General features: G+C 62.9%; 29 protein-coding genes. 11 read left to right on the top strand and 18 right to left on the bottom strand.

Annotated elements, in window-relative coordinates; genetic code table 11:
• Positions 1-40: 40 nt before the first annotated feature.
• The 10 genes from hisC to BVH03_RS07400 all read right to left on the bottom strand — a co-directional run bounded on the left by hisC (position 41) and on the right by BVH03_RS07400 (position 7988).
• Entirely contained in the window at positions 41-1093 is a 1053-nt protein-coding gene (gene hisC, locus BVH03_RS07445; RefSeq protein WP_075960572.1) for a histidinol-phosphate transaminase, read from the bottom strand.
• 74 nt (positions 1094-1167) lie between these two features.
• Positions 1168-2478, bottom strand: coding sequence for a histidinol dehydrogenase (gene hisD / locus BVH03_RS07440; protein WP_075960571.1), 1311 nt, complete (start codon positions 2476-2478; stop codon positions 1168-1170).
• 122 nt (positions 2479-2600) lie between these two features.
• Complete coding sequence (hisG, locus tag BVH03_RS07435; RefSeq protein WP_075960570.1) at positions 2601-3236, bottom strand: ATP phosphoribosyltransferase; 636 nt, start codon at positions 3234-3236, stop codon at positions 2601-2603.
• A 4-nt stretch (positions 3237-3240) separates the two neighbouring features.
• A complete protein-coding gene (gene murA, locus BVH03_RS07430) occupies positions 3241-4506 on the bottom strand; it encodes a UDP-N-acetylglucosamine 1-carboxyvinyltransferase (RefSeq protein ID WP_075960569.1) in 1266 nt (421 codons plus the stop codon).
• Between the two features lie 15 nt (positions 4507-4521).
• Positions 4522-4761, bottom strand: a complete 240-nt coding sequence (locus BVH03_RS07425) for a BolA family protein (RefSeq protein WP_075960568.1) — start codon at positions 4759-4761, stop codon at positions 4522-4524.
• Positions 4762-4959: 198 nt separating this feature from the next.
• Complete coding sequence (locus BVH03_RS07420; protein ID WP_075960567.1) at positions 4960-5268, bottom strand: lipid asymmetry maintenance protein MlaB; 309 nt, start codon at positions 5266-5268, stop codon at positions 4960-4962.
• Positions 5265-5897, bottom strand: a complete 633-nt coding sequence (locus BVH03_RS07415; RefSeq protein ID WP_075960627.1) for a phospholipid-binding protein MlaC — start codon at positions 5895-5897, stop codon at positions 5265-5267. Before BVH03_RS07415 ends, BVH03_RS07420 begins: the two co-directional genes overlap by 4 nt.
• Positions 5898-5908: 11 nt before the next feature.
• Positions 5909-6382, bottom strand: coding sequence for an outer membrane lipid asymmetry maintenance protein MlaD (mlaD, locus tag BVH03_RS07410; protein ID WP_075960566.1), 474 nt, complete (start codon positions 6380-6382; stop codon positions 5909-5911).
• A complete protein-coding gene (gene mlaE, locus BVH03_RS07405) occupies positions 6382-7179 on the bottom strand; it encodes a lipid asymmetry maintenance ABC transporter permease subunit MlaE (protein WP_074881392.1) in 798 nt (265 codons plus the stop codon). The genes mlaD and mlaE overlap by 1 nt, the downstream gene beginning before the upstream one ends.
• On the bottom strand, positions 7179-7988 hold the full coding sequence (locus BVH03_RS07400) for an ABC transporter ATP-binding protein (RefSeq protein ID WP_075960565.1): 810 nt from the start codon (positions 7986-7988) through the stop codon (positions 7179-7181). The genes mlaE and BVH03_RS07400 overlap by 1 nt, the downstream gene beginning before the upstream one ends.
• Before the next feature lie 242 nt (positions 7989-8230).
• Here BVH03_RS07400 and BVH03_RS07395 point away from each other — a divergent pair, with 242 nt between their 5' ends.
• The 10 genes from BVH03_RS07395 (at position 8231) to BVH03_RS07350 (ending at position 15284) form a co-directional block, all read left to right on the top strand.
• Positions 8231-9205, top strand: coding sequence for a KpsF/GutQ family sugar-phosphate isomerase (locus BVH03_RS07395; RefSeq protein WP_075960564.1), 975 nt, complete (start codon positions 8231-8233; stop codon positions 9203-9205).
• On the top strand, positions 9205-9726 hold the full coding sequence (locus tag BVH03_RS07390) for an HAD family hydrolase (RefSeq protein WP_075960563.1): 522 nt from the start codon (positions 9205-9207) through the stop codon (positions 9724-9726). The genes BVH03_RS07395 and BVH03_RS07390 overlap by 1 nt, the downstream gene beginning before the upstream one ends.
• Before the next feature lie 9 nt (positions 9727-9735).
• The gene (lptC, locus tag BVH03_RS07385; RefSeq protein ID WP_075960562.1) at positions 9736-10305 is read left to right on the top strand and encodes an LPS export ABC transporter periplasmic protein LptC; all 570 of its coding nucleotides are present in this window, start codon (positions 9736-9738) and stop codon (positions 10303-10305) included.
• On the top strand, positions 10292-10840 hold the full coding sequence (lptA, locus tag BVH03_RS07380) for a lipopolysaccharide transport periplasmic protein LptA (protein WP_074881397.1): 549 nt from the start codon (positions 10292-10294) through the stop codon (positions 10838-10840). Before lptC ends, lptA begins: the two co-directional genes overlap by 14 nt.
• A gap of 2 nt (positions 10841-10842) precedes the next feature.
• A complete protein-coding gene (lptB, locus tag BVH03_RS07375; RefSeq protein WP_075960561.1) occupies positions 10843-11568 on the top strand; it encodes an LPS export ABC transporter ATP-binding protein in 726 nt (241 codons plus the stop codon).
• A 171-nt stretch (positions 11569-11739) separates the two neighbouring features.
• Positions 11740-13248: an RNA polymerase factor sigma-54 gene (locus BVH03_RS07370; RefSeq protein WP_075960560.1), complete on the top strand. Its 1509-nt coding sequence runs from the start codon at positions 11740-11742 to the stop codon at positions 13246-13248.
• A gap of 88 nt (positions 13249-13336) precedes the next feature.
• Positions 13337-13645, top strand: coding sequence for a ribosome hibernation-promoting factor, HPF/YfiA family (gene hpf / locus BVH03_RS07365; RefSeq protein WP_013792760.1), 309 nt, complete (start codon positions 13337-13339; stop codon positions 13643-13645).
• 15 nt (positions 13646-13660) lie between these two features.
• The gene (ptsN, locus tag BVH03_RS07360) at positions 13661-14125 is read left to right on the top strand and encodes a PTS IIA-like nitrogen regulatory protein PtsN (RefSeq protein WP_075960559.1); all 465 of its coding nucleotides are present in this window, start codon (positions 13661-13663) and stop codon (positions 14123-14125) included.
• A gap of 16 nt (positions 14126-14141) precedes the next feature.
• A complete protein-coding gene (rapZ, locus tag BVH03_RS07355; RefSeq protein ID WP_075960558.1) occupies positions 14142-14999 on the top strand; it encodes an RNase adapter RapZ in 858 nt (285 codons plus the stop codon).
• A gap of 12 nt (positions 15000-15011) precedes the next feature.
• Positions 15012-15284 carry an HPr family phosphocarrier protein gene (locus BVH03_RS07350; protein ID WP_075929216.1) on the top strand — a complete coding sequence of 91 codons (273 nt, stop codon included), beginning with the start codon at positions 15012-15014 and terminating at the stop codon, positions 15282-15284.
• Positions 15285-15299: 15 nt separating this feature from the next.
• On the opposite strand, the gene BVH03_RS26745 is transcribed toward BVH03_RS07350, so the two are convergent.
• From BVH03_RS26745 to pmbA, 6 genes are all read right to left on the bottom strand, one after another.
• Positions 15300-15434 (bottom strand): hypothetical protein, encoded by a 135-nt coding sequence (locus BVH03_RS26745; RefSeq protein ID WP_256574650.1) that lies wholly within the window; start codon positions 15432-15434, stop codon positions 15300-15302.
• Positions 15435-15455: 21 nt separating this feature from the next.
• Positions 15456-16067 carry a superoxide dismutase gene (locus BVH03_RS07345; RefSeq protein WP_075960557.1) on the bottom strand — a complete coding sequence of 204 codons (612 nt, stop codon included), beginning with the start codon at positions 16065-16067 and terminating at the stop codon, positions 15456-15458.
• Positions 16068-16079: 12 nt separating this feature from the next.
• Positions 16080-16529, bottom strand: coding sequence for a hypothetical protein (locus BVH03_RS07340; protein ID WP_075960556.1), 450 nt, complete (start codon positions 16527-16529; stop codon positions 16080-16082).
• A gap of 44 nt (positions 16530-16573) precedes the next feature.
• Positions 16574-17962: a class II fumarate hydratase FumC gene (gene fumC / locus BVH03_RS07335; RefSeq protein WP_075960555.1), complete on the bottom strand. Its 1389-nt coding sequence runs from the start codon at positions 17960-17962 to the stop codon at positions 16574-16576.
• The gene (locus BVH03_RS26560) at positions 17955-18350 is read right to left on the bottom strand and encodes a hypothetical protein (RefSeq protein ID WP_075960554.1); all 396 of its coding nucleotides are present in this window, start codon (positions 18348-18350) and stop codon (positions 17955-17957) included. The genes fumC and BVH03_RS26560 overlap by 8 nt, the downstream gene beginning before the upstream one ends.
• Positions 18351-18557: 207 nt before the next feature.
• A complete protein-coding gene (gene pmbA, locus BVH03_RS07325; protein WP_075960553.1) occupies positions 18558-19904 on the bottom strand; it encodes a metalloprotease PmbA in 1347 nt (448 codons plus the stop codon).
• A gap of 102 nt (positions 19905-20006) precedes the next feature.
• Here pmbA and yjgA point away from each other — a divergent pair, with 102 nt between their 5' ends.
• Positions 20007-20525 carry a ribosome biogenesis factor YjgA gene (yjgA, locus tag BVH03_RS07320; protein WP_075929222.1) on the top strand — a complete coding sequence of 173 codons (519 nt, stop codon included), beginning with the start codon at positions 20007-20009 and terminating at the stop codon, positions 20523-20525.
• 38 nt (positions 20526-20563) lie between these two features.
• Here the strand turns inward: yjgA and tldD are convergent, their stop codons facing one another.
• Positions 20564-22006, bottom strand: a complete 1443-nt coding sequence (gene tldD, locus BVH03_RS07315) for a metalloprotease TldD (protein WP_075960552.1) — start codon at positions 22004-22006, stop codon at positions 20564-20566.
• Positions 22003-22857: a carbon-nitrogen hydrolase family protein gene (locus tag BVH03_RS07310; protein WP_075960551.1), complete on the bottom strand. Its 855-nt coding sequence runs from the start codon at positions 22855-22857 to the stop codon at positions 22003-22005. Before BVH03_RS07310 ends, tldD begins: the two co-directional genes overlap by 4 nt.
• Positions 22858-22861: the final 4 nt, after the last annotated feature.

Genomic DNA, 22861 nt, shown 5'->3' with positions numbered 1-22861 from the left:
GCCAGGGCTATGCCCTGGCTTTTTCATGAACGGCTGACGCTCAGAGCGACGCGAGTGCGTCGAGCAACGCCTGGTTCTGCTCGGGCGAGCCGATACTGATACGCAGGAACTGGGCGATGCGCTCCTGCTTGAAGTGGCGCACGATCGCGCCCTGTTCACGCAGCGAGGCGGCAATGCCGGCCGCGTCACGCCGAGGGTGGCGGGCGAAGATGAAGTTCGCGGCCGAAGGCAGCACCTCGAAACCCATGGCCTGCAGGCCGGCGACGACCTGTTCACGGCTGGCGATCACTGCCGCACAGGTTTGCTCGAAGTAGGCGCGATCCTCGAACGCCGCGGCAGCACCGGCGATGGCGATGCGGTCCAGCGGGTAGGAGTTGAAGCTGTTCTTGATCCGCTCCAATGCCTCGATCAGATCCTCGTGCCCCACCGCCAGGCCGACGCGCAGCCCAGCCAGCGAGCGCGACTTGGACAGTGTCTGGGTGACCAGCAGGTTAGGGTACCTGCTCACCAGGCCGATCGCCGATTCGCCGCCGAAATCGATATAGGCCTCGTCCACCAGCACGACGCTGTCCGGGTTGGCTTGCAGCAGACGCTCAACCGCCTCCAGCGCCAGCAGGCAACCGGTCGGCGCGTTCGGGTTAGGGAAAATGATGCCGCCGTTGGGCCGCGCATAATCCTCGACGCGGATCTGGAACTGCTCGTCCAGGGCGATCGGCTCGGCCTGGATGCCGTACAGCCCGCAGTAGACCGGATAAAAGCTGTAGCTGATATCCGGGAACAGCAGCGGCTTGCCGTGCTGGAACAGACCGTGGAAGGCATGGGCCAGCACTTCGTCGGAGCCATTGCCGACGAACACCTGGCTGCTCGGCACGCCGTAGTAGGCTGCCACCGCCTGCTTGAGGCGGTCGCCGTTGGGATCGGGATACAGGCGCAGGTCGTCGTTCAGCTCGGCCTGCATGGCAGCGATGGCTCGCGGCGACGGGCCGTAGGGATTCTCGTTGGTGTTGAGTTTGACCAGCTTGCTCAGCTTCGGCTGCTCACCCGGTACATAGGGCACCAGGCTCTTGACGAAGGGGCTCCAGAATTTGCTCATCTGCCCTTCTCTCCTCGAAATTGTTCAGACGACACGGTGGACGAGGAAAGCGTCGTCCACCCCACGATCATTGATCAGTTCTTGATGCGATATTCGGCGCTGCGCGCGTGAGCGGTCAGCGACTCGCCGCGGGCGAGCACCGAGGCCACCTTGCCCAGTTCTGAAGCACCGGCGGCCGAGCAGTGGATGATCGACGAGCGCTTCTGGAAGTCGTACACGCCCAGCGGCGAAGAGAAGCGCGCGGTGCCCGAGGTCGGCAGGACATGGTTGGGACCGGCGCAGTAATCGCCCAACGCCTCGGCGGTGTAGCGCCCCATGAAGATCGCACCGGCATGGCGAATCTGCGCCAGGTACTGCTCCGGGTTCTCGACCGAAAGCTCCAGGTGCTCGGGCGCGATACGATTAGCCACTTCGATGGCCTGGGCCATGTCTTCGACCAGAATCAGCGCGCCGCGGCCTTCGATGGAAGTGCGCGCGATGGTCTCGCGCTCCAGGCTCGGTAACAGCCTGGCGATGCTTTCGGCGACCTTGTCGAGGAATGCGGCGTCCGGGCTGACCAGGATCGACTGCGCGTCCTCATCGTGCTCGGCCTGGGAGAACAGATCCATGGCGATCCAGTCCGGGTCGGTCTGGCCGTCGCAGACCACGAGGATTTCCGATGGCCCGGCGATCATGTCGATGCCGACCTTGCCGAACACGTGGCGCTTGGCGGTGGCCACGTAGATGTTGCCCGGCCCGACGATCTTGTCCACCGGCGGCACGCTCTCGGTACCGTAGGCCAGCGCAGCGACGGCCTGGGCGCCACCGATGGTGAACACCCGGTCGACGCCGGCGATGGCCGCGGCGGCCAGTACGATCTCGTTGATCTCGCCACGCGGCGTGGGCACCACCATGACCACCTCGGACACACCGGCGACCTTGGCGGGAATGGCATTCATCAATACCGAAGATGGATACGAGGCTTTGCCACCGGGTACGTACAGCCCGGCACGATCGAGCGGCGTGACCTTCTGGCCCAGCACCGTACCGTCGGCCTCGGTGTAGGTCCAGGAATCCTGTTTCTGCTTCTCGTGGTAGCTGCGCACCCGGGCGGCGGCAGTTTCCAGCGCCTGGCGCTGCTCGGTGGTGATGCGGGTGAGCGCCAGTTCCAGGCGCTCGCGCGGCAAGATCAAGTCGGCCATCGAGGCCACGTCGAGCGCATCGAAACGCTGGGTGAATTCGACCAGCGCCGCATCACCCCGTTCGCGCACGGCCTTGATGATATCCACTACGCGCTGATTGACGCCGTCGTCGGAGACGCTTTCCCAGCTCAGCAGATGATCCAGATGCTGGGCGAAATCCGCGTCGGCAGCGTTGAGTCGGCGAATGGCAACTGGAGCGGTCATAGCTGAAGCCTCATCTGGAGTTTTTCAGGCGCCACATTAGCAGGCCTCTCCGTGCGGGCACCTGAAAAATTGGCTATGACACGGATAGGCAGTGCGTGGTTATCAAATCACGCGAAAGAGGATCAATGCGGATGGTGGGTCTCGACCGCTTCACGCAGCGTGTCGATCAGAGCCTGAACGCGGCCGTGCTGCATCTTCATGGACGCCTTGTTGACGATCAGGCGCGAGCTGATGTGGGCGATCAGCTCCTGAGCTTCCAGGCCATTGGCCTTGAGCGTGTTACCGGTGTCGACCACGTCGATGATCTTGTCGGACAGACCTACCAGAGGCCCCAGTTCCATGGAACCGTACAGCTTGATGATGTCGACCTGACGGCCTTGCTCGGCATAATAGCGCTTGGCGACGTTGACGAACTTGGTGGCCACGCGCAGGCGGCCTTTCGGCTCGGGCGCGCCCACGGCACCGGCGGTCATCAGCTTGCAGCGCGCGATACGCAGGTCCAGCGGCTCGTAGAGCCCCTGGCCACCGTATTCGAGCAGCACATCCTTGCCGGCTACGCCGAGGTCGGCGGCACCGTGTTCGACGTAGGTCGGCACGTCGGTGGCGCGCACGATCAACAGACGCACATCGTCCTGGGTGGTCGGGATGATCAGCTTGCGGCTCTTGTCCGGATTCTCGGTCGGCACGATGCCTGCCGCCGCGAGCAGCGGCAGGGTGTCGTCGAGAATACGGCCTTTGGACAGGGCAATGGTCAGCATGTGGTCAGCCTGGCACGCGGCGAATCTTCGCCCCCAGCAATTGCAGTTTTTCCTCGATGCATTCGTAGCCACGGTCGATGTGGTAGATGCGATCGATCACGGTGTCGCCCTGGGCGACCAGCGCGGCGATGACCAGGCTCGCCGAAGCGCGCAGGTCGGTAGCCATCACCGGAGCCCCCTTGAGCTGCGGCACGCCGGTGACGATGGCAGTGTTGCCCTCGACCTGGATCTGCGCGCCCATGCGGCTCATTTCGTAGACGTGCATGAAGCGATTTTCGAAGATCGTCTCGATCACCGTGCCGGTGCCCTCGGCGATGGCGTTGAGGGCGATGAACTGCGCCTGCATGTCGGTCGGGAACGCTGGATAGGGTGCGGTACGCAGGCTCACGGCCTTGGGGCGCTTGCCTTTCATGTCCAGCTCGATCCAGTCGGGACCGGTGGTAATTTCGGCACCCGCTTCCTGCAGCTTGGCCAGAACGGCTTCCAGCGTGCTCGGGTCGGCGTCCTTGACCTTGACGCGGCCACCGGTGGCCGCCGCGGCAACTAGGTAGGTGCCGGTTTCGATACGATCGGGCATCACGTTGAAACGTGCGCCGTGCAGGCGCTCGACGCCATCGATGGTGATGGTGTCGGTGCCGGCGCCCTGGATCTTCGCCCCCATGGCGATCAGGCAGTTGGCCAGATCCACCACCTCCGGTTCGCGCGCGGCGTTTTCCAGAACGGTGCGGCCCTTGGCGAGGGTGGCGGCCATCAGGATGTTTTCGGTACCGGTCACGCTGACCATGTCGAAGAAGAAATGCGCACCGCGCAGGCCGCCCTCGGGCGCCTTGGCCTTGATGTAGCCGCCTTCGACATCGATGATCGCGCCCATCGCTTCGAGACCGCGGATGTGCAGGTCGACCGGACGCGAACCAATGGCGCAACCGCCCGGCAACGCCACCTCGGCCTCACCGAAACGGGCGACCATGGGGCCGAGCACCAGGATCGAGGCGCGCATGGTTTTCACCAGCTCGTAAGGTGCGACCAGCGTCTTCATGGTGCGCGCATCGACTTCGACGCTGAGCTTCTCGTCAATGATCGGCTCGATACCCATGCGGCCGAACAGCTCGATCATCGTGGTGATGTCGTGCAGGTGTGGCAGGTTGCAGATGGTCACCGGCGCATCGCCCAGCAGGGTGGCGGCCAGGATCGGCAGTGCGGAGTTCTTCGCACCGGAAATGCGGATTTCGCCGTCGAGACGCACGCCGCCCGTAATGCTCAATTTATCCATAGCTAATTCGTCGTCTCAGGAGCGCGCGGCCCAGTCGGCACGGCTGAAGAATTTCATGCTCACGGCGTGGATGCTGCCATCGGCGATCCAGGGGTTGAGGTGAGCGTAGATCTGTTGCTGACGCTTGACCGGGCTGAGGCCGGCCAAGTCGTCGCTGATCAGGTTGAGCTGGAAGTTGCAGCCTTCGCCGTCGACCTCTACCTGAACATCCGGCAGTTTGGTCTCCAAGAAACTTTTTACCTCAAGGGCCTGCATGCTCAACCTCGATCAACGTATTCAATATGCGTAAACGTCGCCTGGCGACGCCTGTGAAAGCAGACCATGCCCAGTTAGCGCAGCGCGCTTGGCGGTGTCCATCGGCGCTGACCGGCAGACATGGGGCCGGCATCATACCAAAAAATCGCCAGCGGCGATTTTCCACTTCAACCGGCGGCGCGCCCGGCAGCCAGGCACTCAGGCCGGCACCGGCAGCACGTGCTGCAACTCGCAAACCTTGGCGATTCCGCCCATGTCCCGGGGCAAACCGCGCACGCTCAACTGCTTGCCGGCCGCGCGCGCATCACGCATGTAACACAACAGCAGCGACAGGCCGACGCTGCTGGACTTCTCGACGGCCGAGCAGTCGATCACGCAGGCCATTGCCTGAGTGGCGCGAATCAGACGCCCGCCCTGCTCGCGCAAGGCCGGGCCGCTTTGGTAATCGAGCACGCCGGAGAGCGCGAGTACGCCCGGTGTCTGCTCGACGATGGCTGCTGAACTCACGACGCACCTCGAGCCTGGCGGGCCCTGGCCACGGTGTCGGCCCAGCTGTCGATGACCTTGTCGAGGTCGTTGCGGTTGTTCTGCATCGACTGGGCGAACTGATCGCGAAACAGCTTGCCGACGTTGATGCCATTGATCACCACGTTACGCAGCTTCCAGGTTCCGTCCATGGCGACCATGGTGTACGACAGCGGGTACACGGTGCCCCTGCCGTCACGGATTTCCATGTTCACCGACGTACGCTGCGGGTCCTGTCTGCCGGAAGCCGGAATCACGCGAATGTCCTGGTTGTTGTATTCCAGCAATGCGTTGCCGTAGAACTGCATCAGGCTGCGCTTGAAGTTTTCCTGGAAGCGCGTCATCTGCTCTGGCGTGGCTGCACGGGAGTAACGCACGGTCATCACACTGCGCGAAATGCCATCGACATCCACCACGGGACCGAGAATCTCGTTGAGCGAGTTGTAGAAGGCCTCGGGATTCTGGCGGTACTCATCCTTGTTCGCTTTCAGATCGGCCAGCAGGGTGTCGGTGGTTTTCTGTACCACTTCGTGGGCAGCAGGCGCGGCCATGGCCATCAATGGCAGAGCGGCCAGCAGAACGACAAGGCTGTTGCGCAGGGTCTTGATCATCATCGGGAGCCTCATTGGCTTTCCTGGTCTCTGTTCACCGAATTGAGCAAGAATTTGCCAATCAAGTCTTCCAGCACCAGGGAAGATTGGGTGTCGTGGATGGTTCCGCCATCGGCCAGCAACTCTTCGTCGCCGCCCACGCTGATACCCACGTACTTTTCACCGAGCAGACCAGCGGTCAGGATCGATGCAGTGGAGTCCATCGGAAGATTGTCGACAGCGCTGTCGAGTTCCATCGTTACGCGCCCGGTGTAACTGTCGCGGTCCAGATCGATGGCGGTGACGCGACCGATATTGACCCCCGCCATGGTCACCTTGGCGCGCACGGTAAGGCCGGCAATGTTGTCGAAGTGCGCGTAAACCTTGTAGGTATCGACATTGTTACCCGGCGCCAGACCACTGACCCGCAGAGCCAGCAACAGCAGGGCCAGCAGGCCGGCGAGCAGGAACAGGCCGACACCGATTTCCATCGTGCGGTTTTGCATCAGAAGTCTCCAAACATCAAAGCGGTCAGAATGAAGTCCAGCCCCAGTACGGCCAGCGAGGCATACACCACCGTGCGAGTGGTCGCACGGCTGATGCCTTCGGAAGTGGGTTCGCAGTCATAGCCCTGGAACACGGCGATCCAGGTCACCACGAAGGCGAAGACCAGGCTCTTGATCACACCGTTGAGCACGTCTTCGCGGAACGAAACGCTGTTTTGCATGTTGGCCCAGAATGAGCCTTCGTAAACACCCAGCCAGTCGACGGCGACCATCGCACCGCCCCAGATGCCGACCACGCTGAAGATCATCGCCAGCAGCGGCATGGAAATGAAGCCGGCCCACAGGCGCGGCGCGACGATGTGCTTGAGCGGGTCGACGCCGATCATCGCCAGGCTCGACAGCTGCTCGGTGGATTTCATGTTGCCGATTTCGGCGGTCAGCGCCGAGCCGGCACGCCCGGCGAACAACAACGCCGTGACCACCGGCCCTAACTCGCGCAGCAGGGTCAGAGCGACCATCTGCCCCACCGCCTGCTCGGAGCCGTACTTGGCCAGGATGCTGAAGCCCTGCAGCGACAGCACCATGCCGATGAACACACCCGACACCACGATAATCGCCAGGGACAGCACGCCCACCGAATACAGCTGCTTGATCAACAACTGCAGGCCATTGCCCGAGGTGCCGCGGCCAAACAGCGCGCGCAGTAGAAAGATCGTCGAACGCCCCAGCGCGGCGACCACATCGATACCCGCCCGCCCGAACAGGCGAACGCGTTCGAGTGAAGATGTCCTGCGCATCAGCGCCCTCCCAGTAGATCGTCGTGGTAATTCGGCGCTTGGAAATGAAAGGGAACCGGACCATCCGGCGTTCCCTGCATGAATTGACGCACCCGTGGATTATCCGAGTCACGCAGCTCGGCCGGCGTTCCCTGGCCCAGCACCTGGCTGTCGCCGACCACATAGATGTAGTCGGCGATGCTGGCCGTTTCGGTCAGATCATGGGACACCACGATGCTGGTGAGACCCAGTGCATCGTTGAGCAGGCGGATCAGCCGGACCAGCACGCCCATGGCGATCGGATCCTGGCCGACGAACGGCTCGTCGTACATGAGAATCTGCGGATCCAGGGCGATTGCCCGCGCCAGGGCCACACGACGCTTCATGCCGCCGGACAGTTCATCAGGCATTAGCTCGATGGCGCCACGCAAGCCGACGGCCTGCAGCTTCATCAGAACAATGTCACGAATCATTTCTTCGGGCAGCGGGGTATGCACACGCAGCGGAAAGGCCACGTTCTCGAACACGTCAAGGTCGGTGAACAGCGCGCCGCTCTGAAACAGCACGCCCATCTGCTTGCGCATGTCGAACAGCTCGCTGCGCGACAGGTCGGGCAGGTTCAGGCCGTTGACCCGAATCTCGCCAGCGCTCGGGCGCAGCTCGGCCGCGATCAGGCGCAGCAGCGTGGTCTTGCCACAGCCGGACGGCCCCATGATCCCGGTGACCTTGCCACGCGGAATGCAGATATCGACGTTCTTGAAGATGTGTCGCTCGCCGCGCTGAAAACTTACGTTCTTAAGCTCGACCGCGTACTGATTTTCCGCGCTCATCGGAACTCCATTGCGTACTGCCTTCCTAATCAGACGCCCGAGATCGGGACAAGGGCACTCCATTCACCCCCTTGAAATGGCTGCGGACTATAGCATTTGCCCATTTGCCCGCCAAAGCCGGGCCGCAGCAGCGTTCAGGGTTGTGACAGCTTTGCCATTTATAGGTTGCTGTATGAATGATGAGTCCACAGGGCTTTCCCGCTATAATCCCCGTCTTTTTCGTCGAGCAGTCCAAGCCGAGCATGAACCAGACCCGCGACCTGATTGATTCCGCACAGCGCACCATTCGCCTCGAGATCGAGGCGGTGCAAGAGCTGCTGCCTCGCATCGACGCCGATTTCGTCAAGGCTTGCGAGCTGATCCTGGCCAGCAAGGGCCGCGTGGTCGTGGTAGGCATGGGCAAGTCCGGGCATATCGGCAACAAGATCGCTGCGACCCTCGCCAGCACCGGCACCACGGCGTTCTTCGTGCATCCGGCCGAGGCCAGCCACGGCGACATGGGCATGATCACCCGTGACGACGTGGTGCTGGCGCTCTCCAATTCGGGCTCCACCGCGGAAATCGTCACCCTGCTGCCGCTGATCAAGCGCCTGGGCATCACCCTGATCAGCATGACCGGCAACCCCGAGTCGCCCCTGTCGAAGGCTGCTGAAGTCAATCTCGACACCCGCGTGGCCAAGGAAGCCTGCCCGCTCAACCTGGCGCCGACGTCCTCCACCACCGCCTCGCTGGTGCTGGGCGATGCCCTGGCCATTGCCTTGCTCGAAGCCCGTGGTTTCACGGCCGAGGACTTCGCATTCTCCCACCCGGGAGGCGCGCTGGGTCGCCGCCTGCTGCTCAAGGTGGAAAACGTCATGCATGCCGGCGACAGCCTGCCCCAGGTCAAGCGCGGCACCAGCCTACGCGACGCGCTGCTGGAGATGACTCAAAAAGGCCTGGGCATGACCGCCGTTCTGGAAAACGATGGCCGACTGGCCGGCATCTTCACCGATGGCGATCTGCGCCGTGCTCTGGACAAAGGCATCGACGTACGCGATGCACGCATCGACGAAGTCATGACCCTCCACGGCAAGACCGCCCGAGCCGACATGCTCGCCGCCGAGGCCCTGAAGATAATGGAAGACAACAAGATCAGCGCGCTGATCGTGGTCGACATCGACCACCGTCCGATCGGCGCTTTCAACCTGGGCGACCTGCTGCGCGCGGGGGTAATGTGATGAACGACCTGCTGCAACGTACTCACGCCATCAAACTGGCGATCTTCGACGTCGACGGCGTGCTGACCGATGGCAAACTGTATTTCATGGTAGACGGTAGCGAATTCAAGACCTTCAACACGCTCGATGGCCAGGGCATCAAGATGCTCATCAACTCCGGCGTGCGCACCGCTATCATCAGTGGTCGCAAGACGCCGGTGGTCGAGCGCCGCGCCCAGAACCTCGGCATCCAGCACTTGTACCAGGGCCGCGAGGACAAGCTCGATGTCCTCGATGAACTGCTCGGCGAGCTGGGCCTGAGCTACGAACAGGTGGCCTATCTCGGCGATGACCTGCCCGACCTGCCGGTGATTCGCCGCGTGGGCCTGGGCATGGCCGTGGCCAGCGCCAACGAGTTCGTGCGCCAGCACGCCCACGGCGTGACCCAGGCACGGGGCGGCGAAGGCGCTGCCCGTGAATTCTGTGAACTGATCATGCGCGGACAGGGCACGCTCGACGCCGCCCAATCCGCCTACCTGTAGGGCTCGCCGATGCTGCGCAAATTCCTCACTCCCGTCCTGCTGACCTTCGGCGCACTGCTGCTGGTGGCGGCCGGCTACTGGAACGTCAACCCGGACAGTTTCTCCAATGCGCCGCAACACACCGGGCCGGAAAACCCGATCGATTTCTACGCGATCAACGCGCGCAGCGTGCAGTATCTGCCCGACGGTCGCGTGCAGAACGACATGACCAGTGAAAAACTCGAACACGTACAGAGCACCGACACCACGCTGCTGACCGAGCCGCGCATGAACCTGTTCCGCGGCACCGAACTGCCCTGGAAGGTGCGCAGCGCCCGTGGCGAGGTCGGCCCCGACGGCAATGAGGTCGAGCTGATCGATCAGGTGCGCGTCGAGCGCACAGACGAAAAGGGCCGCCCCACTATACTCACTACCAGCCGCCTGACCGTATTCCCGCAGAAGGAATATGCGCAGACCCAGCAAGCCGTTAGAATCGACGCGGCCAATGGGGTGACCACGGCACAAGGAATGAAAGCGTACTTGAATGACGGCAGGATGATCCTGCAGTCCAACGTAAGAGGCCAGCATGAGGTTCGTTAAAACCCTCCCCCTACTTCTCAGCCTTGGCGCCACGCTCGGAAGCGTAAGCGCCTGGGCTCTGCCGAGTGACCGCGATCAACCGATCCGCGTGCAGGCCGACAGCGCTGAACTAGACGACAAACAGGGCGTGGCGGTATACCGCGGCGACGTGGTGATCACCCAGGGCACCATGAAGATCACCGGCGACACCGTCACCATCACCCAGAATGCGCAGGGCGAAGTCGACGTGTTCACCTCGGTGGGCAAACCGGCCTATTACGAGCAGAAGCCGGCCGTCGACAAGCAGATCGTCAAGGCGTACGGCCTGACCATCCAGTACTTCGCGGCCAACGAGCGCATCGTGCTGATCGATCAGGCCAAGGTCGTCCAGGAAGGCAACACCTTCGAAGGCGAGAAGATCGTCTACGACACGCGTCGCCAGATCGTCAACGCCGGCCGCGCCACCGGCACCAATGTGTCGAGCCCGCGTCCGCGTATCGACATGGTGATCCAGCCGCAGAAGAAGGCAGCCCCCGCTGCCGAGCAGGGCCAATAACCATGGCGATTCTCAAAGCCCAGCACCTGGCCAAGAGCTACAAGAGCCGCCAGGTCGTGCGCGACGTCAGCCTGAGCATCGAGAGCGGCCAGATCGTAGGCCTGCTCGGCCCCAACGGCGCCGGCAAGACAACATGCTTCTACATGATCGTGGGCCTGGTACAGGCCGATCAGGGCCGCGTGCTGATCGACGACCTCGACGTCAGCCACCAGCCGATGCACGGCCGTGCGCGCGCCGGGATTGGCTATCTGCCGCAGGAAGCGTCTATCTTCCGTAAGCTCAGCGTCTCCGACAACATCATGGCGATTCTGGAAACCCGCAAGGACCTCAACCGCGAACAGCGGCTGCAGGAACTCGAGAGCCTGCTGCAGGAATTCCACATCACCCACATTCGTGACAACCTGGGCATGAGCCTTTCCGGCGGTGAACGTCGCCGGGTGGAGATTGCACGCGCCCTGGCCACCGCGCCGAAATTCATCCTGCTCGACGAACCCTTCGCCGGCGTCGACCCCATCTCCGTGGGCGACATCAAGCAGATCATCCATCACCTCAAAGCCAAGGGCATCGGCGTGCTGATCACCGATCACAACGTGCGTGAGACCCTGGACATCTGCGAAACCGCTTACATCGTCAGCGAAGGCCAACTCATCGCCGAAGGCGATTCGGCGGCGATCCTGGCAAACCAGACGGTCAAGGACGTCTACCTGGGCCACGAATTCCGCTTGTAGCGGAGCCTTCCCCATGAACCTCTGCAAGTGCCTGTTACCGCTCGAGCGCCCTCGCAACGAAATGGCAACAGGCGCTAGGCAAATGGTTTGGATTCAGGCATATAATTTGCTTCCTAGTGGCGCTTCGTCGCCCTGTCGTGGATTACGTACAGACGCCGGATAAGGTCTGCAATGAAACCATCGCTAGTCCTGAAAATGGGCCAGCAGCTGACGATGACTCCGCAGCTGCAACAAGCCATTCGCCTGCTCCAACTGTCGACCCTGGATCTGCAACAGGAAATCCAGGAGGCATTGGAATCCAATCCGATGCTGGAGCGGCAGGAAGAAGGCGAAGACTTCGACAATTCCGACCCCATGGCCGATGGCGCTGAGAGCGCGGCCTCGCCTGCGCCTCAGGAAGAGACCTTTCAGGAACCGAGTTTCCAGGAAAGCCCACAGACAGTCGACAATCTCGAAGATGGCGAATGGGGTGAGCGCATTCCCAACGAGCTGCCCGTCGATACCGCCTGGGAAGACATCTACCAAACCAGCGCCAGCAGCCTGCCCAGCAACGATGATGACGAATGGGATTTCACCACCCGTACCTCATCCGGTGAGAGCCTGCAGAGCCATATGCTCTGGCAACTCAACCTGGCGCCCATGTCCGACAAGGACCGCCTGATCGCCGTGACGCTCATCGACTGCATCAACGATCAGGGCTATCTGGAGGAAACCCTCGACGAAATCGTCGAATCCTTCGACCCCGAGCTGGACGTCGAGCTGGATGAAGTCGAAGCCGTGCTGCACCGTATCCAGCAGTTCGAGCCATCGGGCATCGCGGCGCGGGATCTACGCGAATGCCTGCTCCTGCAATTACGCCAACTGCCCGCTTCAACGCCCTGGCTCAGCGAAGCACAGCGCCTGACCAGCGAGTACCTGGATCTGCTCGGCAACCGTGACTATAGCCAGCTGATGCGCCGCATGAAGCTCAAGGAAGACGAGCTGCGTCCGGTCATCGAGCTGATCCAGAGTCTCAACCCGCGCCCCGGCTCGCAGATCGAATCCAGCGAACCGGAGTACGTGGTGCCGGACGTGATCGTGCGCAAGCACAATGATCGCTGGCTGGTCGAGCTCAACCAGGAAGCCATGCCGCGTCTGCGCGTCAACGCCCAGTACGCCGGTTTCGTGAAACGCGCCGACTCCAGCGCCGACAACACCTTCATGCGCAACCAGTTGCAGGAAGCGCGCTGGTTCATCAAGAGCCTGCAGAGCCGCAACGAAACCCTGATGAAGGTCGCCACGCAGATCGTCGAGCACCAGCGCGGCTTCCTGGACTACGGCGACGAGGCGATGAAACCGCTGGTACTGCACGACATCGCCGAGGCGGTGGGCATGCATGAGTCGACCATCTCCCGCGTCACCACCCAGAAGTACATGCACACCCCGCGTGGCATTTACGAGCTGAAGTACTTCTTCTCCAGCCACGTCAGTACCTCCGAAGGCGGTGAATGTTCGTCGACCGCGATCCGCGCAATCATCAAAAAACTGGTCGCAGCGGAAAATGCGAAAAAGCCATTGAGCGACAGCAAGATCGCTGGTTTACTGGAAGCACAGGGCATTCAAGTGGCGCGCCGCACAGTCGCCAAGTACCGTGAATCGCTCGGTATAGCGCCTTCGAGCGAACGCAAGCGACTGATGTAAGGGAGCCCTTGTAGCGAAAGCGAAGCCCCAGTGTTCCTGCGGCGGGTTCGACACCCGCCACTCACACACGGCAACAAGGAGAAGCGGTATGCAAGTCAACATCAGTGGACACCAGCTGGATGTGACAGACGCACTACGCAGCTACATCGAAGAGAAGCTCGAGCGCCTCGAGCGACACTTCGACAAGATCACCAATGTGCAGGTCATCCTGGAGGTCGAGAAGCTCAAGCAGAAAGTCGAAGCCACCTTGCACATCGCAGGAGGCGAAGTAGTGGCCAATGCCGAGCACGACGACATGTACGCAGCCATCGATCTACTCACCGACAAACTCGATCGCCAACTTATCAAGCACAAGGAAAAACAGCTCGATCGTCAGCAGGGCGCAATGGCCCGCTGAGTTCGTCCTTCTCCTATGATCCGACTTGAAACCATCCTGACCCCCGGCCGTTCCCTGGTGAACGTGCCGGGCGGCAGCAAGAAACGCGTCCTCGAACAGATTGCCAGCGTGATCGCGCGTGACCTGCCCGATCTCGATGGCCAGACCATCTACGAAAGCCTGATCGCCCGCGAGAAGCTCGGTTCGACCGGCTTCGGTAACGGCATCGCCATTCCCCACTGCCGCCTGCCCGGCTGCAGCACGCCGATCAGCGCCCTGCTCAAGCTGAGCAATGCCGTTGACTTCGACGCTATCGACGGCGCTCCCGTCGACCTGCTGTTCGTGCTGCTGGTACCCGAAGCAGCCACCGACGAACACCTCGAGCTGCTGCGCCAGATCGCCAGCATGTTCGACCGTGAGGATGTTCGCGAACGGCTTCGTCAGGCTCAAGACAGCGAATCCCTGTACCAGACCGTCGTGAACGTCCAGAACGGCCAATAGCCTGCGGGGTGAACCCATGCGCCTGATCATCGTCAGCGGTCGTTCCGGTTCGGGCAAGAGCACAGCGCTCGACGTGCTCGAAGACAATGGGTTCTATTGCATCGACAACCTGCCAGCTGGCCTGCTACCGGAATTGGCAGAGCGCGCGCTTCCGCATACCGAATTGCTGCACCCGCAGGTGGCGGTGTCCATCGACGCACGCAACCTGCCCAGCCAGCTCAGGCGCTTCGCCGAACTGCTCGACGAAGTGCGCTCGCGTAACATCCGTTGCGATGTGCTGTACCTGGATGCCAGCGAGGAGACCCTGCTCAAGCGCTTCTCGGAAACCCGCCGCCGCCATCCGCTGACCAACGACCAGCGCTCCCTGGCCGAAGCCATGGTCGCCGAGGTCGAGTTGCTAAGCCCGATCATCGACCGGGCCGACCTGAAGATCGACACCACGCACCTGAACCTGTATCAGCTGCGCGACATCCTCAAGCTGCGCCTGCTCAACCAGTCCGAGCCGGGCACCGCGTACCTGATCGAGTCGTTCGGCTTCAAGCGCGGCATGCCGGTGGATGCCGACCTGGTCTTCGACGTGCGTTGTCTGCCCAATCCCTACTGGAAGCCCGAGCTGCGCGACTTCACCGGCCTGGAGCAGCCCGTTGAGGAATACCTGGCAGCGCAGGCGGATGTCGAGGAGATGTATCAGGACATCTATACCTACCTGCACAAATGGCTACCCCGCTTCGCCGCCAGCAATCGTTCCTACGTGACCGTGGGTATCGGCTGTACGGGTGGTCATCACCGCTCCGTCTATCTGGCCAATCGCCTGGGCCAGGCCCTCAAGCCGCTATTGAAGAACCTTCAGATCCGCCACCGCGACCTCAGTTAAGGAATTGCCGCGATGCCCGCCCGTGAAATCACCATCATCAACAAACTCGGCCTGCATGCCCGGGCGGCCGCTAAATTCGTCGGCGTTGCGGGACGCTTTCCGTGCCAGATCAAGATTGGTCGTAGTGCCGAATCGATGGTCGACGGCAAAAGCATCATGGCGGTGATGATGCTGGCGGCAGGCAAAGGCACCAACGTGCATCTGCTGACCGAAGGCGAGCGTGAAGACGAGGCGCTGCAGGCACTGGTCGACCTGATCAACAACTACTTCGACGAAGGCGAATAGCTGAGACGCAGGCGGTCAGACGAGCCAGGCCGAAGCACCATCGAAGATTTTGAGGGCGAGGATCAACCCGCCCGCAAAAACCACCATGAAACCCAATGCATAGCGCAGCGAGCGGCGGTTGGCCACGATCAGCTCATGCAGTGGGCTCATGGAAACTCCCGAAAACGTGAATCACGCCAGCGCGGCCTGATAGCGACGAGCAACTTCCGCCCAGTCGACCACGTTGTAGAACGCGCCAACGTATTCAGGACGGCGGTTCTGATAGCGCAGGTAATAGGCGTGCTCCCACACGTCCAGGCCGAGGATCGGCGTGTTGCCGTTCATCAGCGGGCTGTCCTGATTACCGGTGTTCTCGACCACCAGCTTTTTCTGCGGCGTCACACTGAGCCAGGCCCAGCCGCTGCCGAAACGCGTCAGTGCAGCCTTGGTGAAGGCTTCCTTGAACGCTTCGAAGCCACCTAGCTGGCTGTCGATCGCCGCTTTCAGATCGCCCTGTGGCTCGCCGCCACCGCTGGTGCTCATCACCGTCCAGAACAACGAGTGGTTGGCGTGGCCGCCACCGTTGTTGATCACGGCACCGCGCTTGTCTTCCGGTACTTCCTTGAGACGGGTCAGCAACTCCTCGACCGGCAGTTCGCCCAGTGCATTGCCTTCCAACGCGGCATTGAGGTTGTTGACGTAGGTCTGATGATGCTTGCTGTGGTGAATCTCCATGGTCTGCGCATCGATGTGCGGTTCCAGGGCATCGTAGGCATAGGGCAGAGCAGGCAGGCTATACGGCATGGTTTCACTCCTCTAATGGTACTGACGGGCGGCAGGCATCAGGTGCGCTGCCGTTGACGCATCTCCGGACGCATGTGCTTCCAGCAATCGATCTGTATGGGGGTAGGCCCCGTGCTCGGCGACAAAGTTCAATACACCGGCGTAAGTTCGCCGGCTGTGGTTCATGGCGGCCTGGCGCAGCGCGGGCGACAGGTGCCCGGCCGCCGTGCAGCGCAACAGGTGTTCATGGCAGGCGCACAAGTGCTCGGCCGCGCCCTCGGGATGGCCGATCGTCAGTTGCAGGTCGGCCAGGTTGTGCTGCGAGACGACGAACGCGGCCACTGCAGCATCGGCATCGCGCCAGCGCTCGAACAGCACCTGCGCCAGGGCGAGCGCCTGCAGATAATGCTCACGCGCCTCGACCCAGCGGCCTTCGGCGAAGTAGCGGTTACCGGCTTCGCTGAGTCGTTTCCACTGCTCCATGATCTGCTCCTCGGCTGACGTCGGACACCAATGCGCTGCCGTGCTTAAAGACCGCCCTCGGTGAGGCGCTCGGGGTTGAGCAGCTGTTCCAGCTCGGCGCGGCCCAGCTCGGTCATTTCTTCGGCTACATCGATGATCGGCCGGCCTTCCCGGTAGGCCTTCTTGGCGATCTCGGCGGCCTTCTGGTAGCCGATCAGCGGATTGAGCGCGGTTACCAGAATCGGATTGCGCCCCAACGCTTCCTTGAGCTTGGGCTCGTTGACCTTGAAGCTGGCAATGGCGCGGTCGGCCAGCAGACGGCTGACATTGGCCAGCAGCTCGATACTACCGAGCAGGTTGTGGGCGATGACCGGCAGCATGACGTTCAACTCGAAGTTGCCGGACTGCCCGGCCACCGCGATGGCAGCGTCGTTGCCGATCACCTGCGCGGCGACCATGGCGGTGGCTTCGGGGATCACCGGGTTGACCTTGCCGGGCATGATCGACGAGCCAGGCTGCAGGGCCTCCAGTTCGATCTCGCTGAGGCCGGCCAGGGGCCCCGAGTTCATCCAGCGCAGGTCGTTGGCGATCTTCATCAGCGAAACGGCGGTGGTCTTGAGCTGGCCGGACAGCGCGACCGCCGTGTCTTGGGAGCCGATCAGGGCGAAGAAATTGCTGCCCGGCGTGAACTGCCGGCCGGTCAGGGCGTTGAGCTCCTGGCAGAACAGCTCGGCGAAGCGTGGATGGGCGTTGATGCCGGTGCCCACCGCGGTGCCGCCCTGAGCCAGCGCCTGCAGCGCCGGCAGCAATCCGGTGAGCAGCTGGATGTTGGCCTGGATCTGCTGAGCCCAGCCATCGAGCACCTGGCTCATGCGCACCGGCATGGCATCCATCAGGTGAGTACGGCCGGTCTTCACGTAAGGCTGCACCGCCAGAGACTTGTTGCACAGCACTTCGAGCAGATGCCCCAGCGCGGGCAGCAGCTTTTCGCTGACCTCGATGGCGGCACTGACATGGATGGTGGTGGGGATGATGTCGTTGCTGCTCTGGCCGCAATTGACGTGGTCATTGGGGTTGATCGGCTCGCCCAGGATACGTGTGGCCAGGGTGGCGATCACCTCGTTGGCATTCATGTTGGAGCTGGTGCCGGAGCCGGTCTGAAACACATCCACCGGAAAATGCTGCATGAAGTCTTCGGCCAGCAATTGCTGGCATGCCGCGACGATGGCATCGCCCTGGGCGGGCAGGATCTGTTCCAGGTCGACATTGGCGCGAGCGGCGGCCGCTTTGGCCAGCACCAAGGCACGGATGAACGCCTCAGGCATGGCCTGCCCCGACACCGGGAAGTTGTTGACCGCACGCTGGGTCTGGGCGCCATACAGCGCTTCGGCGGGCACAGCCAGTTCACCCATGCTGTCGCGTTCGATACGGGTGTCGCTGTGGTGGTTACTCATAAGGATTTCCTTCTGCCAGTTCGGACATCGAAAGCGAGGGCTGCATGCGCAACGTAGCCAGGCGATTGCGCGCGCGATTGAGGCTGCCTTGCCGATCGCGGTCGACCGACAGGTGCTGCAGGGCGTAGAGCGAGCGGTAGGCGTGATCCAGGCAGACACTGCGCCAGTGCCACGGCAGCGCCGTATCGCAGGCGGTATCCATGAGCAGGGTCAGGGTGGTCAGCGACATCCGCCAGGGGCACAGCCGCCCGTGCTCGACCAGTTGCCTGCCCTGCGCCCAATGCAGTTCCAGAAGCCGCGGCTCGTCCGGCAGCAGCGCACAGCGGATCCTGAATCCCAGCCAGTGCCAGCAATCCAGACAGGGCGTGTTGCTCGCGCGAAATCTCATGGCAATCCCTCAAAAGATAATGATATTAATTCCTATATAGTAAAAATAATCAATACTTTGCGGTAAATGCAAACGCAGATGCCGATTCAGCAGGAAGGATGAAATGGACAAATAAGCCGGATGAACCGCGCGGGATAAACCGAGAATTCAAAACCGTTGCCTTGCGCAACGGCTTGCAGAGACCGGGCGCCCAGGGCGCCCGATGATTCAGCTACCAGCGACGGTCATTTTCTCGATCAGCACCGAGCCCGTGCGGATATTGCTGCGCAGCTCCAGATCGCTGCCCACAGCCACGATCTGCCGGAACATGTCGCGCATGTTGCCGGCGATGGTCACCTCCTGCACGGCGAACTGGATCTCGCCATTTTCGACCCAGTAACCGCCCGCGCCGCGGGAATAGTCGCCGGTCACCATGTTCAGGCCATGGCCCATCAGCTCGGTGACCAACAGGCCGCGGCCCATGCGCTTGATCAGCGCCTGCTGATCCTCCTCCCCATGGCTGACGAACAGGTTATGTACGCCGCCGGCGTTGGCGGTGCTGGGCATGCCCAGCTTGCGCCCGGAGTAGCTACTAAGGATGTAGGACACCAGCCGGCCGCCCTCGACGAATGGCTTGGCGTACGTGGCCAGACCGTCGCCATCGAACGCAGCACTGCCCATGGCACGCGGAATGTGCGGGCGCTCGTCGAGATTCAGCCAGGACGGGAACAGCTGCTCGCCCAGCGTACCCTCCAGAAACGACGACTTGCGGTACAGGGCGCCACCGGAGATGGCGCCGAGAAAGCTGCCGAACAACCCGGTGGCCAACTCCGCAGAAAACAACACCGGTACTTCGCAGGTCGGCACCGGCCGAGCGCCGAGGCGGCTGACCGCTCGTTGCGCGGCGCGTCGACCGATGCTGGCAGGGTCGGCGAGCAGATTGCCCTGGCGGTTCACGTCATACCAGTAGTCGCGCTGCATCTGCCCTTCGCTCTCGGCGATCATCACGCAACTGAGGCTGTGGCGCGTACTGGCGTAACCGCCGATGAAACCATGGCTGTTGCCATACACGCGGCAGCCTTGATGAGTGCCCAGGCTGGTGCCATCGGCGTTGCGAATGCGCGCGTCGGCGTCGAAGGCCGCCGCTTCGCAGATAAGGGCGCGCTCGACGGCCTGCTCGGGGGTGATGTCCCAGGCGTGATAGAGGTCCAGTTCCGGCAGGTCACGGGCCATCAGCGCGGCATCGGCCAGGCCGGCGCTTTCGTCCTCGGAGGCGTGCTTGGCAATCGCCAGGGCGGCGGCCACGGTTTCGCGAATGGCGGCCTCGCCGGTGGCCGAGGTACTGGCCGAGCCCTTGCGCTGGCCCACGTACAGGGTGATGCCGAAACCCTGGTCGCGATTGAACTCGACGGTTTCCACCTCGCGCTGACGCACCGTGGTGGACAGCCCCTGCTCTACCGAGACGGCGACTTCGCAGGCACTGGCACCCTGCTTTTTGGCCTCGGCGATAATCTCTTCGACCTGCGCCTGCAAACCGGGCAACGCGGCAGGTCCGACTACTTCCACTTCACTCATAACGACTCCTGAACGATAGCCACAGCGGCAACGACGCGGGTCGCGCATGCGGCAAGAAACTTGCTGCTATCATGGCGGCGTTTCCCATTGGATCACCGCCCCATGTCTGATTACTCCGATGACTTCTCCGGCGAGAAGAGCAAATCCCAGGTCAAGCGCGAGCTGCACGCGCTCCAGGAACTGGGCCAGCGCCTGGCCGGCCTCAAGCCCGATCTGCAGCGCAAGCTGCCGCTGACCGACGCCCTGCGCCGTGCCCTGGAAGAAGCACCGAAGCACACCGCCAATTCGGCCAAGAAGCGCCATGTCCAGTTCATCGGCAAGCTGATGCGCGAACAGGACATCGATGCCATCGTCGCGTTGCTCGACCAGGTCGACGCCTCCACGCGCCAGTACAACGAGCGCTTCCACAACCTCGAGCGCTGGCGTGACCGGCTGATCGAGGGCAACGACGAGGTGCTGGAGAAATTCATCACCGAGTACCCCGACGCCGACCGCCAGCACCTGCGCGGGCTGATTCGCCACGCCCAGCACGAAGCGGCCCAGAACAAGGCGCCAGCCGCCTCACGCAAGATATTCAAGTACATCCGCGAGCTCGACGACGCCCAGCGCGGCCTGCGCTAAGCATGCCTGTGCGCGGGTGACGCCCTCGCCCGCGCCCTTCACGCGCCGGTACCGCCGACCGTGATCGCATCGATCTTCAGGGTCGGCTGACCGACGCCGACCGGCACCGACTGCCCATCCTTGCCGCAGGTCCCGACACCACTGTCCAGCGCCAGATCGTTGCCGACCATCGATACCCGGCTCATCGCCTCCGGGCCATTGCCGATCAGGGTCGCACCCTTGACCGGCGCGGTGATCTTGCCATCCTCGATCAGATAGGCCTCGCTGGTGGAGAACACGAACTTGCCGCTGGTGATGTCGACCTGACCGCCGCCGAGGTTGGCGCAATAGATGCCTTTCTTCACCGACCGAATGATTTCCTCGGGGTCGCTCTCGCCGGCCAGCATGTAGGTGTTGGTCATACGCGGCATCGGCAGGTGCGAGTAGGACTCACGGCGGCCGTTGCCGGTGCGCGCCACGCCCATCAGGCGGGCGTTGAGCTTGTCCTGCATGTAGCCCTTGAGCACGCCGTTCTCGATCAGCGTGGTGCACTGGGTCGGCGTGCCCTCGTCGTCCATGCTCAACGAACCACGGCGCTCGGCCAGGGTGCCGTCGTCGACGATGGTGCACAGTTTGGATGCCACCTGCTGGCCGATCTTGCCGCTGTAGTTGGAGCTGCCCTTGCGGTTGAAATCACCTTCCAGGCCGTGGCCGACCGCCTCGTGCAGCAGCACGCCGGACCAGCCGGCGCCCATCACCACCGGCAGGGTGCCGGCCGGTGCGGCGATCGCCTCGAGATTGACCAGTGCCTGGCGCAGCGCCTCGCGGGCATAACCCATGGCGCGATCCTCACTGAGGAAATAGCGGTAGTCGGTACGCCCGCCGCCGCCGTGGCCGCCGCGCTCGCGACGACCGTTGTGCTCGACGATCACGCTGACGTTGAAGCGCACCAGCGGGCGGATATCGGCGCCCAGGCTGCCGTCAGTGGCCGCAACCAGCACGCGATCCCAGACGCCGGCCAGGCTCACCGTCACCTGTTTGATGCGCGGATCCAGCGCGCGGGTGGCGATGTCTATGCGCTTGAGCAGCTCGACCTTCTGGGCGCGGTCGATCACGTTCAGCGGGTTGTCGGCGGCATACAGCGGCATCACCTCGGTAGCTTTGAAGGCCTGCACCCGGCCCTGCTGGCCAGCGCGGGCAATCGAGCGCGCGGCGCGAGCCGCCTGGCTCAGCGCTTCAGGGGTGATGGCGTTGCTATAGGCGAAGCCGGTCTTCTCACCGGACTGGGCGCGCACGCCCACGCCCTGGTCGAGGTTGAAACTGCCCTCCTTGACGATGCCGTCTTCGAGCACCCAGGTTTCCGAGACCTGGGTCTGAAAGTACAGGTCGGCGGCGTCGATGCCAGGGCCAGCCAGCTCGCCGAGCACATCCGGCAGGTGCTCCAGGGTCAGTCCGCCGGGGCTCAGCAGTTGCTTGCTGACGGTCGATAACAGGTCGCTCATAAGGTCTCCACATCAGGCTGCCGCGGCTGCGCCGCAGCGAAAAATCGTTTGTGTCGCAGCACAGGCATGCGCTCGCGGATCGCCAGCTGCTCGCCGGCATCGCGTTTGGCCAGCAGCATCGCTTCACCCTCGGCGTACTCTGCCAGCTTACGCCCCCAGGGGTCGACGATCAGGCTGTGGCCGTAGGTTTCCCGGCCGCCAGGATGAATGCCGCCCTGGGCCGCCGCCAGCAGATAACACTGGGTTTCGATGGCACGGGTGCGGATCAGCACCTCCCAATGCGCAGCCCCGGTAACCCGGGTGAAGGCCGAGGGCGCGGTGATCAATTCGGCGCCAGCCTCGCGCAGGGCGGCGTAGAGTTCAGGAAAGCGCAGGTCATAGCAGACGGTCAAACCCAAACGCCCGACGGGCGTGTCGACCACCACTATCTGCCCGCCATGGGCGTAGTCGTCCGACTCGCGATAGCGGCCGCGGCTGTCACTGACGTCCACGTCGAACAGGTGCAGCTTGTCGTAGCGCGCGACGAACTGGCCGTGCTCATCGACCAGTAGCGAGCAGGCCCGCGGCTTGCCTTCGGGCTCGCCTTGCGGCGGCAGCGGCAAGGTGCCGGCAACGATCCACAGGCCGAGCTCTCGGGCGGTGCGCTGCAGCCAGGGCAGCACCGGACCTTCGCCGCAGGCCTCCAGCCGACCCAGGGCGGCGGCGTCACGCCGGCCCAGGGCCGAAAAGTTTTCCGGCAACACGGCCAGTCGCGCCCCGCCCGCCGCCGCCTGCTCCAGCAAGCACCGGGCCCGCCGCAGGTTGGCGGCGATATCGTCCTGGCTGACCATCTGGATCACGGCGAATGACATCGGC

This window comes from Pseudomonas sp. PA15(2017), assembly GCF_001945395.1.
Classification (GTDB): Bacteria; Pseudomonadota; Gammaproteobacteria; order Pseudomonadales; family Pseudomonadaceae; genus Aquipseudomonas.
This window is presented reverse-complemented; position numbering and strand designations above follow the sequence as displayed.

Excerpts from the sequence above, each read along its gene's own strand:
- hisC (WP_075960572.1), bottom strand. The coding sequence starts at position 1,093 with ATGAGCAAATTCTGGAGCCCCTTCGTCAAGAGCCTGGTGCCCTATGTA.
- hisD (WP_075960571.1), bottom strand. The coding sequence starts at position 2,478 with ATGACCGCTCCAGTTGCCATTCGCCGACTCAACGCTGCCGACGCGGAT.
- hisG (WP_075960570.1), bottom strand. The coding sequence starts at position 3,236 with ATGCTGACCATTGCCCTGTCCAAAGGCCGTATTCTCGACGACACCCTG.
- murA (WP_075960569.1), bottom strand. The coding sequence starts at position 4,506 with ATGGATAAATTGAGCATTACGGGCGGCGTGCGTCTCGACGGCGAAATC.
- BVH03_RS07425 (WP_075960568.1), bottom strand. The coding sequence starts at position 4,761 with ATGCAGGCCCTTGAGGTAAAAAGTTTCTTGGAGACCAAACTGCCGGAT.
- BVH03_RS07415 (WP_075960627.1), bottom strand. The coding sequence starts at position 5,897 with ATGATCAAGACCCTGCGCAACAGCCTTGTCGTTCTGCTGGCCGCTCTG.
- mlaD (WP_075960566.1), bottom strand. The coding sequence starts at position 6,382 with ATGCAAAACCGCACGATGGAAATCGGTGTCGGCCTGTTCCTGCTCGCC.
- mlaE (WP_074881392.1), bottom strand. The coding sequence starts at position 7,179 with ATGCGCAGGACATCTTCACTCGAACGCGTTCGCCTGTTCGGGCGGGCG.
- BVH03_RS07400 (WP_075960565.1), bottom strand. The coding sequence starts at position 7,988 with ATGAGCGCGGAAAATCAGTACGCGGTCGAGCTTAAGAACGTAAGTTTT.
- BVH03_RS07395 (WP_075960564.1), top strand. The coding sequence starts at position 8,231 with ATGAACCAGACCCGCGACCTGATTGATTCCGCACAGCGCACCATTCGC.
- BVH03_RS07390 (WP_075960563.1), top strand. The coding sequence starts at position 9,205 with ATGAACGACCTGCTGCAACGTACTCACGCCATCAAACTGGCGATCTTC.
- lptC (WP_075960562.1), top strand. The coding sequence starts at position 9,736 with ATGCTGCGCAAATTCCTCACTCCCGTCCTGCTGACCTTCGGCGCACTG.
- lptA (WP_074881397.1), top strand. The coding sequence starts at position 10,292 with ATGAGGTTCGTTAAAACCCTCCCCCTACTTCTCAGCCTTGGCGCCACG.
- lptB (WP_075960561.1), top strand. The coding sequence starts at position 10,843 with ATGGCGATTCTCAAAGCCCAGCACCTGGCCAAGAGCTACAAGAGCCGC.
- BVH03_RS07370 (WP_075960560.1), top strand. The coding sequence starts at position 11,740 with ATGAAACCATCGCTAGTCCTGAAAATGGGCCAGCAGCTGACGATGACT.
- hpf (WP_013792760.1), top strand. The coding sequence starts at position 13,337 with ATGCAAGTCAACATCAGTGGACACCAGCTGGATGTGACAGACGCACTA.
- ptsN (WP_075960559.1), top strand. The coding sequence starts at position 13,661 with ATGATCCGACTTGAAACCATCCTGACCCCCGGCCGTTCCCTGGTGAAC.
- rapZ (WP_075960558.1), top strand. The coding sequence starts at position 14,142 with ATGCGCCTGATCATCGTCAGCGGTCGTTCCGGTTCGGGCAAGAGCACA.
- BVH03_RS07350 (WP_075929216.1), top strand. The coding sequence starts at position 15,012 with ATGCCCGCCCGTGAAATCACCATCATCAACAAACTCGGCCTGCATGCC.
- BVH03_RS26745 (WP_256574650.1), bottom strand. The coding sequence starts at position 15,434 with ATGAGCCCACTGCATGAGCTGATCGTGGCCAACCGCCGCTCGCTGCGC.
- BVH03_RS07345 (WP_075960557.1), bottom strand. The coding sequence starts at position 16,067 with ATGCCGTATAGCCTGCCTGCTCTGCCCTATGCCTACGATGCCCTGGAA.
- BVH03_RS07340 (WP_075960556.1), bottom strand. The coding sequence starts at position 16,529 with ATGGAGCAGTGGAAACGACTCAGCGAAGCCGGTAACCGCTACTTCGCC.
- fumC (WP_075960555.1), bottom strand. The coding sequence starts at position 17,962 with ATGAGTAACCACCACAGCGACACCCGTATCGAACGCGACAGCATGGGT.
- BVH03_RS26560 (WP_075960554.1), bottom strand. The coding sequence starts at position 18,350 with ATGAGATTTCGCGCGAGCAACACGCCCTGTCTGGATTGCTGGCACTGG.
- pmbA (WP_075960553.1), bottom strand. The coding sequence starts at position 19,904 with ATGAGTGAAGTGGAAGTAGTCGGACCTGCCGCGTTGCCCGGTTTGCAG.
- yjgA (WP_075929222.1), top strand. The coding sequence starts at position 20,007 with ATGTCTGATTACTCCGATGACTTCTCCGGCGAGAAGAGCAAATCCCAG.
- tldD (WP_075960552.1), bottom strand. The coding sequence starts at position 22,006 with ATGAGCGACCTGTTATCGACCGTCAGCAAGCAACTGCTGAGCCCCGGC.
- BVH03_RS07310 (WP_075960551.1), bottom strand. The coding sequence starts at position 22,857 with ATGTCATTCGCCGTGATCCAGATGGTCAGCCAGGACGATATCGCCGCC.